The sequence below is a fragment of the Zhenhengia sp. genome (assembly GCF_046966505.1).
In the GTDB taxonomy this organism is placed as follows: domain Bacteria; phylum Bacillota; class Clostridia; order Lachnospirales; family Cellulosilyticaceae; genus Zhenhengia; species Zhenhengia yiwuensis.
Map to the genome: position 1 here is coordinate 26417 of NZ_JBKVCH010000009.1, position 14679 is coordinate 41095.

A 14679-nucleotide genomic window follows, 5' to 3' on the forward strand; every position below is an offset into this window, starting at 1 on the left:
TCTTGATAGGCATCATAAAATACATGATATTCATATACAGTATACGAGGTAGACTGAAAAAAAATTCTTATAGCTTATAAAACCTAAAAGAATCATAGAAATTCCTGTATATATAAGAAAAAATATAAACTACAAAAAATGTAAAAAACTTGAAGAAATTATATTTGAATGTTATAATCTAATTAGTTGGAATTTTTTATTAAAGTACAAACGAATATGGAGGGGTGTGCATGGGAAAAACGGAAATGATGGCAATGCTACTTGCAGGTGGACAAGGAAGTCGTCTGGGGATTTTAACAAAAGAGATTGCAAAGCCAGCAGTTATGTTTGGTGGTAAATATCGTATTATTGATTTTCCACTAAGCAATTGTATTAATTCAGGGGTTTACACAGTAGGGGTACTTACACAATATGAGCCACTTATTTTAACAAAACATATTGGAATAGGAACGCCATGGGATTTAGACAGAAGTAATGAAGGGGTGACAATGCTTTCACCTTTTGTAAAGGGAAATCAAGGTGAGTGGTACTCAGGTACTGCAAATGCTATTTATCAAAACATTAGATTTATTGATAGTTATGATCCAGAATATGTACTTATTTTATCAGGGGATCATGTATATAAGATGGATTATAGTAAGATGTTAGACTTCCATAAGGAACATAATGCAGATGCAACCATCGCTGTTATGGAAGTAAGTTATGAAGACGCTAAACAGTTTGGAATCATGAATACAGATGAGACAGATAAAATTATAGAGTTTGAAGAAAAACCACTAGTTCCAAAAAGTAATTTAGCATCTATGGGGATTTATATCTTTTCATGGGCAGCTTTAAGACAAGCTCTTATTGTAGATCATGAGAAGCATGAAGATAGTGATTTTGGAAAGCATATTATTCCAATGTTTATTGAAGAAGAGAAGGAAGTATTTGCTTATCGATTTAACGATTATTGGAAGGATATTGGAACAATAGATGCTTATTGGGAAGCTAATATTGAGCTTACTCATACACTGCCTGAGTTTAATCTTTATGATGAATTTTGGAAAATTTATACTAATATAGATCATCAACCACCACAATTTATAAATGATACAGCTATTGTAGAAAAAGCATTACTTTCAGAGGGATGTGAGATATCTGGAAAGGTTTATAATTCAGTCATTGGGCCAAGGGTAATTATTGAGGAAGATGCTATGATCATTAATTCTATCATTATGCAAGATACTATTGTAAAACGAGGGACAGTTATAGAAAGAGGTATTGTATCTGAAAAATGTATTATAGGAGAAAATACATATATTGGCCAAGGGGAAAATACCCCACATGAAACTAAATCCCATATTTATCATAATGGTATTACGGCAATAGGGGCATATACCAATATTCCTGAGAATGTAGTGATTGGGAAAAACTGTGAAGTTAGTGGAAATACTACAAAAGAACATTATCAAAACGGTAAGCTTGAAAGCGGACGTTCACTTATTGTATAGGGGAGGTATACTATGAAAGCTGTAGGAATTGTATTAGCAGGTGGAAAAAGAAATGCACTTGGAGCACTTACCATGCAACGTAATGTAGCAGCTATTCCTATTGGAGGATCTTATAGAGCTATTGATTTTGCATTAAGTAATTTAAGTAATTCTGGTATTAAAAAGGTAGCAGTTGTATGTCAGCATAATACAAGGTCATTAACAGACCATATTACTTCTTCTAAATGGTGGGGGTTTGGACGTAAAAAGACGGGGCTCTTTTTGTTTACGCCTCATATGATTAGTGCAGAAACATTTAGTTATAGAGGAACAGCAGATGCTATTTATCAAAATATAGATTTTCTTAAGAAGAGTAATGAGCCTTATGTTGTTATCACAGCGTGTGAGCAAGTCACCAAGATGGACTATAATAAAGTCATTAAATACCACATAGAAAAAGGTGCAGATATTACAGTTGTATGTAAGGAAATGGGGAGTTTTGATGTAAGAGATTATGGGGTAGTAGAACTAGATGAAGAATCAAGACTGATCAATCTAGAAGAAAAACCTCTAGAGCCTCAACATACAACGGTATCTCTAGGAACTTACGTAATAGGTAGAGAACTTCTTATTCATTTATTAGAAGAACTTGAGAGTGAAGCGCGTTATAACATTGTAAGTGATATTCTTATTCGTTATAGGCGTAAACTCAAAATTTATGGATATATGTTTACAGGATACTGGAAAACAGTTAAAGATATAGAAGCATTTTATAATATCAATATGGATTTCTTAAACGCTGAAGTGCGTACATTATTATTCAAAACATCACCACATATTTACACAAAAGCTAAAGATGAGCCACCAGCAAAATTCAATGATCATTCTAATATTTCTAATAGTATTATAAGCGGTGGAGACATTATTAATGGAATGGTAGAGGAATCTGTAATCTTTAGAAAAGTATTTGTTGGAGAAAATGCTGTTATTAAAAATTCTATTATTATGGAAGGATGTACAATTGGACGAGGTGCTGTGTTGGAAAACGTTATTTTAGATAAACAAGTTTATGTTTCGGATGGGCAAAGGCTCATTGGAACACCTAATGATATCCTAGTTTATCCTAAGAGAAGTATTATATAACACATTAAAAATAGAAAAATTACAATAATACACTATTTTTATGCATTTTTATTAATAAAGGTTAAAAAAATATTGATTATTGTTTAAAAATGTTATATAATTTAAAATATAATACACAGGTTAGCTGAAGGATGGGGACACCTTGGCTCGACTTTAAAAACAGGAGGGTTTGCTAATGGAAATCACAGATATCAGGGTCAGAAAAATAAATAAAGAAGGGAAGATGAAAGCAGTAGTTTCTGTTACATTTGATAATGAATTCGTAGTTCATGATATCAAAGTAATCGAAGGCGACAAAGGTAGCTTTATTGCAATGCCAAGTCGCAAAACTCTAGATGGTGAATTTAGAGATATTGCTCATCCAATTAACTCTGAAACACGTGATCGTATTCAAAAGACAGTACTTGAAAAGTATGAGATGGTACTTCTTTCAGATGACGATATTGTAAGTGACGAAGTAGCCGTTTCAGAAGAATACTAAAATAAAAGGCATCTCTTAGAAATAGAATACTAAGAGGTGCTTTTTTTTAGCGCCTCTACTTGCGTAAAATAACAAGAAATGAGAAAATAAGATTAGCAAAATTGTGAGAGGATGTGCAATCGGTGAAAACGAAGTCCATTATATTAGCGGCAGGTCAAGGAACTCGCATGAAGTCTGGTACTTCTAAAGTACTTCATGAAATTTTTCATAAGCCATTAGTTTATTATCCTATTGAGGCAGCTAGATATGCAGGAGCACAGGAAGTATGTCTTGTAGTAGGGCATAAATCAGAAGAGGTTATGAAAACCTTTGGAGATACTGTAAAATATGCATTGCAGGCAGAGAGATTAGGGACGGGACATGCTGTCATGCAGGCAATGGATTTTATTGGAGATGACGGAGAAATTCTTGTTCTCTATGGAGATACACCACTTATTACAGCTCAGACAATAGAGAAGATGCTTGCTTTTCATAGAAAAAAGAAAAATGCTGTAACTGTACTTTCAGCTTTAGTGGATGACCCTACAGGATATGGCCGTATTGTAAGAGATGAGAGTAAACACTTTGTAAAAATTGTAGAGCAAAAAGATGCAACAGATGAAGAAAAACGTATTACAGAGATTAATGGTGGGATGTATGTTTTTGAAGCTAAGCACTTAAAATCTGCCCTTTCTAAAATTACAAATAATAATAAACAACAAGAGTATTACTTAACAGATACTATAGAGATTTTGCTTCATGAGGGTTATAATGTAGATGCTATTGCTATTATGAACCCAGACGATATATTAGGTGTTAACTCTAGAGAGCAGCTAGCACAGGCAACTGCTATTATGAAACAACGTATTAATAGAAAACATATGGATAATGGTGTTACTTTAATAGATCCTCATCATACGTATATTGATCCAGAAGTTGAAATTGGGCAAGATACAGTTATAGAGCCAGGCTGCATCATAGAGGGAAATACATCCATCGGAGAAAACTGCCTTATTGGTTATAATACTAAGATCAGAAACTGTAAAGTAGGCAATAGCGTTGCTATAGAATCTAGTATGCTCATTGATAGTCAAATAGATGAAGGATGTCATATAGGACCATTTGCTTATATTAGACCGAACAGTCATATAGGAGCAAAGGTAAAGATTGGTGATTTTGTAGAGATTAAAAATGCCACAATTGGAGAAGGAACAAAAGTGTCTCATTTAACCTATATAGGTGATGCAGATGTAGGTTGTGATGTGAACTTTGGATGTGGTACAGTAGTTGTAAACTATGATGGAGAGAAGAAACATCGTACTATAATAAAAGATCATGCTTTTATTGGCTGTAATACAAACCTGGTATCTCCTGTTGTAATAGAGGAAAATGTTTACACAGCAGCAGGGTCTACCATTACACAAGATGTACCAAAAAATAGTTTAGCTATTGCAAGAGCAAGACAAGAAATTAAGCCTGAATGGGTAACAAAAAAACGACAGAAATAGCCGAAATATTTACTAAAAATGTATAAAAACGTTCATATAAGTTGCAATTTATCCTCAATATGATATAATGTTGTCGATTTAGTGGACGTAGATTCTTAAGGAGGACTTAATCAAATGATTAGAAATTATGCTGATATCAAAGTGTTTACCTGCAATGCACACCCACAACTTGCAGAAGAAATTGCTAAGTGTTTAGGTGTTACACTTGGAAAATCTGAGGTGTTAAGATTTAGCGATGGAGAGGTTTCAGTAAAAATTGATGAAAAAGTACGTGGTACAGACGTTTTCATTATTCAACCAACTTCAACTCCTGCTAATGAACATCTTATGGAATTACTTATTATGATTGATGCTATGAAACGTGCATCAGCTGGTCGTATTACAGCAGTTATTCCATACTATGGATATGCAAGACAAGATAGAAAAACAAGAGCGAGAGATCCAATCAGCTCAAAACTTGTAGCAGACATCCTTCAAACAGCAGGTGCAGACCGTGTTCTTACAATGGATCTTCACTGTGCACAAATTCAAGGATTCTTCAATATTCCTTTAGATCACTTAGTAGGTATGCCATTACTTACTAAATACTACACAGATAAACTTGATGGCAACACAGATGATGTTGTTGCAGTTTCTCCGGACTTAGGAAGTGTAGGTCGTGTTAGAGGATTTGCTACAAAATTAGATATTCCTATTGCTATCATTGATAAGAGAAGACCAAAAGCTAATGTATCTGAAATTATGAACATCATCGGTGATGTAGCTGGAAAACGTGTTATCTTAGTAGATGATATGATTGATACAGCAGGTACAATTTGTAATGCAGCAAATGCATTAAAAGAAAGAGGGGCAACAGCTGTATATGCATGCTGTACACACGGTGTATTATCTGGCCCAGCTTTAGAAAGAATTAATGAATCAGCTATTGAAGAGCTTGTAGTACTTAATACAATTGCTCTTCCAGAAGAAAAAAGAATCTCAAAAATTAAAGAGATTTCTGTAGCAGAAATCTTCGCAGATGCAATTAGACGTATCCATGAAGATTTATCAGTTTCTAAATTATTTGATTAATGATTGTAAAGGGTTTAGATTTTTATCTAAACCCTTTTGTTATGCCTTAAAAAAGGTATAATATATAATAAGATAATCAACTTATTATACATAAAGCATAAGATGGAGGAACAATATGAAATTAATCGTTGGATTAGGTAATCCGGGACTACAATATGATGGAACTAGACATAATATAGGATTCGAAGCCTTAGATAAACTTGCTGATATACATCATATCAGTGTAAATAGAAGTAAATTTAAAGCTTTGGTTGGAGAAGGAACAATCGGAGGAGAAAAGGTAGTTCTTATGAAACCTCAGACTTATATGAACTTAAGTGGAGAGGCTATTGCGGCATGCAAGAGTTGGTATAAGTTGGAAAATGAAGATATAATTATAATGTATGATGATACTTCTTTAGGTATAGGAGATATTCGTATTCGTAAAAATGGTAGCAGTGGTGGACACAACGGTATTAAAAGCATCATTGCACATTTAAGTACAGAAGTTTTCCCAAGAATTAAAATTGGGGTAGGTCAAAAACCAAATGGTTGGGATTTAGGTGACTATGTGCTTGGAAAGTTTACAGATGATGATAAGAAAGTGCTTGATCCAAGGCTTAAAGTCGTTTGTGAAGCTGTAGAAACAATGCTTAAAAAAGATGTGGATACAGCAATGAATAACTATAATGGTAAGACAAGACGGTGATCATATGGATTATAAACGTAAGATGCTCATTAATCCCTTAACAGATATTGAGGGATTTAATGAGTTCCTTTATAAGTTTCAAAGTACCCATAAGGGAAAAGTAGTTGGAACAGTAGATGCCTGTAAAGCTCATTTTATTTATAGTACATCTGCACTCATAGGCCAAACACCTGTCATCATTACACCAGATGAAATCAGTGCAAGAAAGCTTTATGATGACTTACAGTATTTATATGAAGAAACAAAAGTATATCTCTATCCTGCTAGAGATATACTCTTTTATAATGCCGATGTACACAGTATGGATATTACTGCAGAACGTATGAAAATTATAGAGGCTTTACTGCATAAGCAGGAAGCTATTTTAATTATACCTGCAGAAGCGTTACTTAATCCTCTTTCACCTAAGGAAACATGGCTTTCCTATCAGAAGGAATTAAAAGAAGGAAGCATAATAGATATTAAGAAGTTAGGAACTTACTTGATGGAAATTGGCTATGAGCGTGTAGGCAAAGTGGAGGGAATAGGGCAATTTGCTATTAGAGGAGGGATTATAGATTTATATCCTCCTAATAGTGTTATGCCTTATCGTATTGAGTTATGGGATGATGAGATTGATTCTATTCGTACTTTTAATCCTTCTACACAAAGGTCCATAGAAAAGGTAAAGCAGATTCTTGTTGTTCCTAATCAGGAGATTATTTTCCCACTTACACTTTTACAAAATGCTTTGCCGGCTATTAAAGAGGATCTCAAAGTAGTAACAGACAAACTTAGAAATGAGGGGAAAAAAGAAAGTGCCAAGGCTATTGAAGAGCAGGTTAAAGAGCATATAGAGCAAATTCAGGAAGGTCTAACTATAGAGGGGCTTGAGACTTATGTTCCATATACTAATTTACAGACTGTCTCTATATTAGACTATCTTCCTGCTGATACGATCATTTATGTAGATGAACCTGCTAAAGTAAGAGATAAATGTGATAGGCTCTATGAAGAGTATAGGAGCAGTATGATGGACCGATTAAATTATGGACATATTCTATCAGGGCAGATAGAGTTCATCTTTGAATATGAAGAAGCTGTATATACTATACAAAAAAGGCCTGTTATAAGTTTAAACAATTTCTTAAAGACAGATACAGATTTTGAGACAGATAATCAACTTTCTATAGCAGTGTATGAAAATAATACATTTTATAATAGTTTGGATCTACTTGAGAAGGATATTAAAGAGTGGAAAAAAGGTAATAAAAAAATTATTATACTAGCTGGTATTAGGGCTAAAGCTATGAGGCTGATGGAAGAGCTTGAGGTACGTGGTATATTGACCACATATAGTGAAACTCTATCGGATGAGTTGCAAAAAGGACAAGTTGTTATTACAAAAGGCTCTCTTGGTAAGGGGTTTGTCTATGAAGGCATAGATTTTTATATTATCGCAGATAAAGACTTATTTGGAAAAGAAAAGAAAAAGGTAAAAGTCAAGAAGAAACATAAAGGAAATAAGATAGATAGCTTCTTAGATCTTACACCTGGAGACTATGTGGTTCATGAGAATCATGGTATTGGTATTTTTAAAGGCATTGAGCAAATAGTTATAGAGGGGATTGCAAGGGATAATTTAAAAATAGAGTATGCTAATAATTCTACACTTTATGTAAATATTAATCAGATGGATATGGTACAGAAGTATGTAGGTGCAGAAAGTAAATCCCCTAAACTTAGTAAGCTTGGAGCATCAGAATGGAAGAAATCTAAGGCAAAAGTAAAAGGTGCTATTCAAGATATTGCTAAAGACTTGATTAAACTTTATAGTACGAGATACAATGCTAGAGGTTTTGTCTACGAAGAAGATTCTATTTGGCAGAAAGAATTTGAAGCAATGTTTCCATATGAAGAGACATCGGATCAGCTTGAAGCTATAGAAGATGTGAAAAAAGATATGGAAAGTAATAAGATTATGGATAGGTTGGTATGCGGTGATGTAGGTTATGGTAAAACTGAAGTTGCCATAAGAGCAGCTTTTAAAGCTGTGCAAAACAATAAGCAAGTTGCCTATCTAGTGCCTACTACTATTTTAGCACAGCAGCATTTTCAACGATTTGAAGAGCGTATGGCTAACTATCCTATTAATGTGGGTGTACTGTCTAGATTTAGGACACCAAAGCAGATTAAAGAGACCTTAGAAGGTATTAGAAAAGGTACTATAGATATTGTTATTGGGACACATAGATTACTTTCTAAGGACGTTCAGTTTAGAGATTTAGGTTTACTTATTATAGATGAGGAGCAACGCTTTGGTGTTAAGCATAAAGAAAAGCTTAAACAAATACGTACAGAAGTAGATGTACTTACACTTACGGCAACACCAATACCTCGTACACTTCATATGAGTTTAATTGGTGTACGTGATATGAGCGTTTTAGAAGAAGCTCCGTTAGAGCGAAGACCTGTCCAAACATATGTATTAGAGTATAGTGAAGACTTTATTAAAGATGCTATACACAGGGAACTTGGTAGGGATGGACAAGTTTATTTCTTATATAACCAAGTAAGAGATATTGAAGAAAAGGCTATGCAAATTCAGAAGATGGTACCTGCTGCAAAAGTAGGATTTGCTCATGGTCAGATGAGTGAAAGAGAATTAGAAAATATTATGATGGCCTTTATTGAAAAGGAAATTAATGTACTTGTATGTACTACAATAGTTGAGACAGGCCTTGATATTGCTAATGCAAATACTATTATTATTAATAATGCAGACCGCATGGGGCTTAGTCAACTTTATCAATTACGTGGACGTGTGGGGCGTTCTAACAAGGCATCCTATGCTTATCTGATGTACCAGAAAGATAAGGTGCTTAAAGAAATTGCTGAAAAGAGGCTCCAAGCTATTAAGCAATTTACGCAACTAGGTGCAGGCTTTAAAATTGCTATGCGAGATCTAGAGATTAGGGGAGCAGGAAATCTTCTTGGGGCCCAGCAACATGGACATATGGAAGCTGTCGGTTATGATTTATACTGCAAGATGTTACAAGAAGCTGTGGCGCTTGAAAAGGGTGAATCGGTAAAAGAAAGCTTTGAAACAACTATTGAGATGAAAGTTAATGCGTATATTCCAGCTAGCTATATATTAGATGAAGTGGAAAGGCTAGATATTTATAAAAAGATTGCATCTATCCAAGGCGATAAGGATTACTATGATGTGCAAGAAGAATTAGAAGATCGCTATGGCACATTGCCAAACAGTGTTCAGAACCTTATTGATATTGCACTTGTTAAGTGGGAAGCTAATCAGATTGATATTACTTTGGTTTCTGAAGTAGAAGGGCATCTTACTTTTAAATTTAAGGAAGATGCGCAACTTGATCCTACATGTCTCCCTGAGGTACTGCAAACTTATGGAAGAAAGATTAAGTTTGTAAGTGGTAAGGAAGTTATGCTTAAATTAGATGCAACAGATATTCCTAAGAAAGGCCTGATTGATTATATTAAGAATGTATTACATTCGTTCAAGAAATTGAAGAGCATTTAATTTTACTTTATAATAAAGATAAAATTGAAGCATAAATGCAGATAATCAAATCGACAGGCTAAGGAGAGATGGCAGTGAAAGGTATAAAAAAATTATTAGCATTAGCTCTAACAGGTGCAGTACTTATGACAAGTATAACAGGATGTGCCTTTGGTAATGGAAAAACAAGTAAGGCTGTAGTTGCTGTTATCAATGGAGAAAAAATTCCTGAATCTTTATATAGAATTTATCTTTGGTATACTCAACAGTATTTTGAACAAATTTCGGGTCCAGGTATTTGGGACATGGAAATTGAAGGGCAAAAAACAGGTGATTTAGCTAAACAACGTGCATTAGAATCTAATATTCTTTCGGTCGTTGCTAATAAGAAAGCTGAGGATTTAGGAATTAAGATTTCTAAAGAAGCTAAAAGAGCTGCAAAAGAAAATGCTGAGAGCTTTGTAAAGAGTAATCCAGAGATTATAGAGATTTATGGTTTTAATGAAGGAGATATTGAACAGTTTCTTATTAGCACAGACATTGTAAGTCTTGTAGAAGAGAAACTTGGGGAAAACTATATGCCTCAAGAAGAAGAAATCCAAAAGTATATCGATGAAAATAAGAGTGCTTATGAAGAAGTAACTGCTAAACATGTACTCATTAAGACGACAGATGACAATCTTAATGAGCTTCCTAAGGAAGAGCAGGAAGCAAAACGTAAGCTGGCAACAGAAGTTTTAAATAAGGCTTTAGCTGGTGAAGATATGAGTGAGTTAGCAAGAACTTATTCAGAAGATCAAGGCTCACTTAATCAAGTAACAGGTGTAGAGGATGGTGAGTACACCTTTAAACGTGGTAAAATGGTGAAAGAGTTTGAGGATGCAGCTTTTAATGGAGAAGATGGAAAGGTGTGGCCAGAGCTGGTTAAAACAGCTTATGGATATCATATTATTAAAACAGAAAAGCATATTCCGGCAAACGAAGAAGTAATGCGTGATGAATTCATTGCTGATGCTAGAAGAGAATTTACAAATAATGAATTTAATACAATGATTAGTAATGCAACTGTAGAAAAAACTGAGCTCTATGATACAATCTCTATTATAAGAGAGAGTGATAGAGCAGAAGAAATGCCTGAAACGAATACTACTACAAATGAATAAAATGGATAAGAAAGAAGGAAAAGAGTAACTTGTTAATATGAGCTCTTTTCTTTTTTTTATACAAGTGAAACTCTAACTGAAAATGTATATTATAGAAAAAAAAGTAGCATAATATACCTAAAGATTAAAGAACATTTATTCCCACTTCAGACAATTAAGGAGGTTGTTTATTTGAAAGCAACAGGCATCGTTAGAAGAATAGATGATTTAGGACGCGTGGTTATTCCTAAAGAAATTCGCCGAACGCTCAGAATTAGAGAAGGTGACCCGCTTGAAATTTTTACAGATCATGATGGGCAAGTGATTTTAAAGAAATATTCGCCGGTAGGAGAGCTTAGTGCCTTTGCTAAGGAATATGCAGAAGCACTTGCACAAGCTACAGGACATATTACTTGTATTTCTGATAAAGACCAAATCATTGCTATTTCAGGAGGTTCTAAGAAAGAATTTCTAGATAAGAGTATCAGTAGTAATTTAGAGCGAGCTATTGAAGCGCGTAGTCTTTTGCATGCAGCAAAAGAGGACTCTAAGTTTGTACCTATTTTATCAGAAGGTAGTACAGAAGGTTATTTTTCTGAAATTATATCTCCTATTATTTGTGAGGGAGATGCTATTGGAGCAGTTATTTTCCTATCTACCAATAAAGGCACACATATGGGCGAAGTAGAAGAAAAACTCGCACAATCAGCGTCAGGTTTTTTAGGAAGACAAATGGGCCAATAAAAGAATGCCAGTAACTATTTTGTATAAGTTGCTGGCATTTTATATGATACAATAAATTTAAAGAGGTGATGAATATGAAAGATAAAAAGTATACATACCAAGAGTTATTAGAGATTATTGCAAAACTTAGAAGTGAAGAAGGATGCGCATGGGATAGAGAGCAGACGCATGAATCATTGAAAGAATCTTTATTAGAAGAGAGTTATGAACTTATAGATGCTATTAATAATAAAGATATGGTGAATATGAAAGAGGAGCTTGGAGATGTATTACTTCAAGTACTTATGCATGCTCAAATTGCAAGTGAACAGGGAACATTTACTATGGAAGATGTAGTGGATGGTATTGCATCTAAGTTAATTTATAGACATCCTCATGTATTTGGAAATGAAGAAAAGACAAGTGATACCTCAAAAATTCTCCAAACTTGGGAGATACTTAAGAAAAAAGAGAAAAATGAGCAAAGCCAGACGGAATCTATGATGCGTATTACAAAGACCCTTCCAGCCCTTACAAGAGCTTACAAAGTGCAGAAAAAAGCAGCTTCTGTAGGATTTATGTGGGATAGCTATGAACCTATTATTGACAAGGTTTTGGAGGAACTTGAAGAACTTAAAATAGAGATTAAATCAGGTAATAAACAGAACATGAATGCTGAATTAGGAGATGTTTTGTTTTCTGTGGTTAATTTATCTTATTTTTTAGAAATAAATCCGGAATTTGCCTTGACAAACACTACGGAAAAGTTTATAAATAGATTTAGATATATTGAAAATTCGGCGTTTGCTAAGGAAAAACAACTAACGCAAATGACATTGGAAGAGATGGATCAGCTATGGCAAGAATCTAAAAAAGTTGAATCAAACATCTAATTTTCAATACATAATATCCATGTATGTACATGAATAGAGGAGGAACTCATTATGAACAAATCTGAATTAGTAGCAGCTATGGCTGCAAAAGCTGAAATTAGTAAAAAAGATGCTGAAAAAGCTTTAAAAGCTTTTGAAGATGCAGTTATGGAAGAACTTACAAACAATGGTAAGGTGCAATTAGTTGGATTTGGTACATTCGAAGTTACTGAAAGAAAACCACGTGTTGGTAGAAATCCAAAAACAAACGAAGAAATCCAAATTCCAGGGGGTAAAGCTCCTAAATTTAAAGCTGGTAAAGCTTTAAAAGATGCTGTAAATCAATAATTTATTGATAGATGAGAGAATCTACACGTTGTGTAGATTCTTTTTATCTATACAAGAAAGGAATTTCTTATGCGTATTGATAAATATTTAAAACTTACAAGAATTATTAAAAGACGTACTATAGCACAGGAAGCTTGTGACCAAGGGCGTGTAAGTATTAATAATAAAGTAGTAAAAGCCTCTAACAATGTGAAAGTAGGAGACGTTATCCAAATTCAATTTGGTGAGAAACTTTTAAAATATGAAGTTCTCGATATTAAAGAGCATGTAAAAAAAGAAGATACAGAAAGCCTATATCGCATGTTGTAATAAAAATCTATCCACCTCAATATAAATAAGTAGTAAGAACTTATTATAAAGGGGTGGATTTTTGTATGGATGAGAAGATATCCAAGAAACATGCAGTAAATCTCATAGATCGTGCTAGGCTTAATATGACAGGTGTAACAGATGTCTTTGCTTTTGATGAGAAGGTAATAGAGCTTGAGACTGTAGATGGATACTTAGACATTGAGGGAGACGATTTGCACATCGTAAAAATGAATTTGGATAGTGGGGAATTAATTGTAGAAGGCCGTGTAACAGGACTAGCTTATCAAGATCAAAGTGGAGCGAGCAAAAAGGGTTCATTAATAGCTCGTTTATTCAAATAAAAGAGGCGTAGAATGAATCAAGTAGTTAATAGTCAAACCCTTCTATTTCTAACTTGTATAGAGATAGGCATTATTATGGGGATGTTCTATGATCTGATTAGGATTTTCAGAAAGATCATTCCCCATCCCAATTGGCTTATCCAAGTAGAGGATACATTGTATTGGGTTAGCGGCGCACTCATAGGCTTTGCTATCCTCTATATGCATAATTACGGTAAAATTAGGTTTTTCGTGTTCCTCGGCATGCTTTTAGGTGGAGTATTCTACCTTTGTACATTTAGTATTATTTTTATGAAGTTTGCAACCTGGCTTATTGACTTGATGAAGCAAATTATAGATTACATCTTACATATTTTAGGAATCCCAATTAAGTGGATAATCCATTTAATTAAGATTCCATTAAAGGCATTCCAAAGATTGCTGTTGCGTCTTAATACATATCGCAGAAGACAAACTAAGAAACTAAGTCGTAAAATCTATTATCAAAAGTCAGATGTGCGTTCACAATTAAAGTATAGTAAAACAAAGTGATTTACAACTTTATCCAAACATATTAAAATTAGGTTATATGATTAATTAGGTGGGGTACATATGATGAACAAAAAAATAGTATGGCGTATAACACTTGTTGCCAGCATAGGTATACTAATCTATTTTGGATTTAAAACAATAGAACTTAATAAAGTCATAGATAGTGTAGATGAACAGATTATAGAAGCACAGAAAGAGTTAGAAAAAGATAAAGCAGAACTTCAAGGACTAGAAGATGAACGTGACCACATGGAATCATTGGAGTATATAGAACGTGTAGCAAGAGATAAACTTGGAATGGTTAAAAAAGATGATATTGTATTTAAAGAGAAATAAAGCATAAAAAACACGTCTTGATAGGATTTAGTATACCTGTTAAAGACGTGTTTTGATGTTTAGGCGTACATGCAAAGTTTCATAGCAAGTCCACTTTGGTGTTCACTTGTACCAGGACGAGCCTTATAAGTATCTGCTTTTTCGCGTGGTAACCGCTAAAAGAGAATTTCACATTGGGAATGGTAAGATAAGAATATAAATGAACAGAGTAATAGTGA

At 33.9% G+C, this 14679-nt stretch carries 15 protein-coding genes; all 15 read left to right on the top strand.

Going from position 1 to position 14679, the window contains the following annotated elements:
• The first annotated feature begins 230 nt into the window (after window positions 1-230).
• Window positions 231-1493: a glucose-1-phosphate adenylyltransferase gene (locus tag ACLTBU_RS10845; protein ID WP_177670319.1), complete on the top strand. Its 1263-nt coding sequence runs from the start codon at window positions 231-233 to the stop codon at window positions 1491-1493.
• 12 nt (window positions 1494-1505) lie between these two features.
• Window positions 1506-2615: a glucose-1-phosphate adenylyltransferase subunit GlgD gene (gene glgD, locus ACLTBU_RS10850; protein WP_177670318.1), complete on the top strand. Its 1110-nt coding sequence runs from the start codon at window positions 1506-1508 to the stop codon at window positions 2613-2615.
• 175 nt (window positions 2616-2790) lie between these two features.
• On the top strand, window positions 2791-3096 hold the full coding sequence (gene spoVG, locus ACLTBU_RS10855) for a septation regulator SpoVG (RefSeq protein ID WP_177670316.1): 306 nt from the start codon (window positions 2791-2793) through the stop codon (window positions 3094-3096).
• Window positions 3097-3218: 122 nt separating this feature from the next.
• A complete protein-coding gene (glmU, locus tag ACLTBU_RS10860; protein WP_330597573.1) occupies window positions 3219-4583 on the top strand; it encodes a bifunctional UDP-N-acetylglucosamine diphosphorylase/glucosamine-1-phosphate N-acetyltransferase GlmU in 1365 nt (454 codons plus the stop codon).
• Between the two features lie 114 nt (window positions 4584-4697).
• The gene (locus ACLTBU_RS10865; protein WP_177670312.1) at window positions 4698-5654 is read left to right on the top strand and encodes a ribose-phosphate diphosphokinase; all 957 of its coding nucleotides are present in this window, start codon (window positions 4698-4700) and stop codon (window positions 5652-5654) included.
• 115 nt (window positions 5655-5769) lie between these two features.
• Complete coding sequence (gene pth / locus ACLTBU_RS10870) at window positions 5770-6342, top strand: aminoacyl-tRNA hydrolase (RefSeq protein WP_177670310.1); 573 nt, start codon at window positions 5770-5772, stop codon at window positions 6340-6342.
• Window positions 6323-9877 (top strand): transcription-repair coupling factor, encoded by a 3555-nt coding sequence (gene mfd / locus ACLTBU_RS10875; RefSeq protein ID WP_412218901.1) that lies wholly within the window; start codon window positions 6323-6325, stop codon window positions 9875-9877. The genes pth and mfd overlap by 20 nt, the downstream gene beginning before the upstream one ends.
• A gap of 74 nt (window positions 9878-9951) precedes the next feature.
• Window positions 9952-11019: a peptidylprolyl isomerase gene (locus ACLTBU_RS10880; RefSeq protein ID WP_177670307.1), complete on the top strand. Its 1068-nt coding sequence runs from the start codon at window positions 9952-9954 to the stop codon at window positions 11017-11019.
• Between the two features lie 171 nt (window positions 11020-11190).
• Window positions 11191-11742, top strand: coding sequence for a stage V sporulation protein T (spoVT, locus tag ACLTBU_RS10885; protein WP_177670305.1), 552 nt, complete (start codon window positions 11191-11193; stop codon window positions 11740-11742).
• Between the two features lie 74 nt (window positions 11743-11816).
• A complete protein-coding gene (gene mazG, locus ACLTBU_RS10890) occupies window positions 11817-12614 on the top strand; it encodes a nucleoside triphosphate pyrophosphohydrolase (RefSeq protein ID WP_249331534.1) in 798 nt (265 codons plus the stop codon).
• Window positions 12615-12665: 51 nt separating this feature from the next.
• Complete coding sequence (locus tag ACLTBU_RS10895; RefSeq protein WP_177670301.1) at window positions 12666-12941, top strand: HU family DNA-binding protein; 276 nt, start codon at window positions 12666-12668, stop codon at window positions 12939-12941.
• A gap of 69 nt (window positions 12942-13010) precedes the next feature.
• The gene (locus tag ACLTBU_RS10900) at window positions 13011-13250 is read left to right on the top strand and encodes an RNA-binding S4 domain-containing protein (protein WP_177670299.1); all 240 of its coding nucleotides are present in this window, start codon (window positions 13011-13013) and stop codon (window positions 13248-13250) included.
• A 65-nt stretch (window positions 13251-13315) separates the two neighbouring features.
• The gene (gene yabP / locus ACLTBU_RS10905) at window positions 13316-13594 is read left to right on the top strand and encodes a sporulation protein YabP (protein ID WP_177670297.1); all 279 of its coding nucleotides are present in this window, start codon (window positions 13316-13318) and stop codon (window positions 13592-13594) included.
• Between the two features lie 12 nt (window positions 13595-13606).
• Complete coding sequence (gene yabQ / locus ACLTBU_RS10910) at window positions 13607-14125, top strand: spore cortex biosynthesis protein YabQ (protein WP_177670295.1); 519 nt, start codon at window positions 13607-13609, stop codon at window positions 14123-14125.
• Window positions 14126-14185: 60 nt separating this feature from the next.
• On the top strand, window positions 14186-14461 hold the full coding sequence (locus ACLTBU_RS10915) for an FtsB family cell division protein (protein WP_177670293.1): 276 nt from the start codon (window positions 14186-14188) through the stop codon (window positions 14459-14461).
• Window positions 14462-14679: the final 218 nt, after the last annotated feature.

Coding starts and splice junctions, on each gene's coding strand:
- ACLTBU_RS10845 (WP_177670319.1), top strand. CDS start 231: ATGGGAAAAACGGAAATGATGGCAATGCTACTTGCAGGTGGACAAGGA.
- glgD (WP_177670318.1), top strand. CDS start 1,506: ATGAAAGCTGTAGGAATTGTATTAGCAGGTGGAAAAAGAAATGCACTT.
- spoVG (WP_177670316.1), top strand. CDS start 2,791: ATGGAAATCACAGATATCAGGGTCAGAAAAATAAATAAAGAAGGGAAG.
- ACLTBU_RS10865 (WP_177670312.1), top strand. CDS start 4,698: ATGATTAGAAATTATGCTGATATCAAAGTGTTTACCTGCAATGCACAC.
- pth (WP_177670310.1), top strand. CDS start 5,770: ATGAAATTAATCGTTGGATTAGGTAATCCGGGACTACAATATGATGGA.
- mfd (WP_412218901.1), top strand. CDS start 6,323: ATGGTAAGACAAGACGGTGATCATATGGATTATAAACGTAAGATGCTC.
- mazG (WP_249331534.1), top strand. CDS start 11,817: ATGAAAGATAAAAAGTATACATACCAAGAGTTATTAGAGATTATTGCA.
- ACLTBU_RS10895 (WP_177670301.1), top strand. CDS start 12,666: ATGAACAAATCTGAATTAGTAGCAGCTATGGCTGCAAAAGCTGAAATT.
- ACLTBU_RS10900 (WP_177670299.1), top strand. CDS start 13,011: ATGCGTATTGATAAATATTTAAAACTTACAAGAATTATTAAAAGACGT.
- yabP (WP_177670297.1), top strand. CDS start 13,316: ATGGATGAGAAGATATCCAAGAAACATGCAGTAAATCTCATAGATCGT.
- yabQ (WP_177670295.1), top strand. CDS start 13,607: ATGAATCAAGTAGTTAATAGTCAAACCCTTCTATTTCTAACTTGTATA.
- ACLTBU_RS10915 (WP_177670293.1), top strand. CDS start 14,186: ATGATGAACAAAAAAATAGTATGGCGTATAACACTTGTTGCCAGCATA.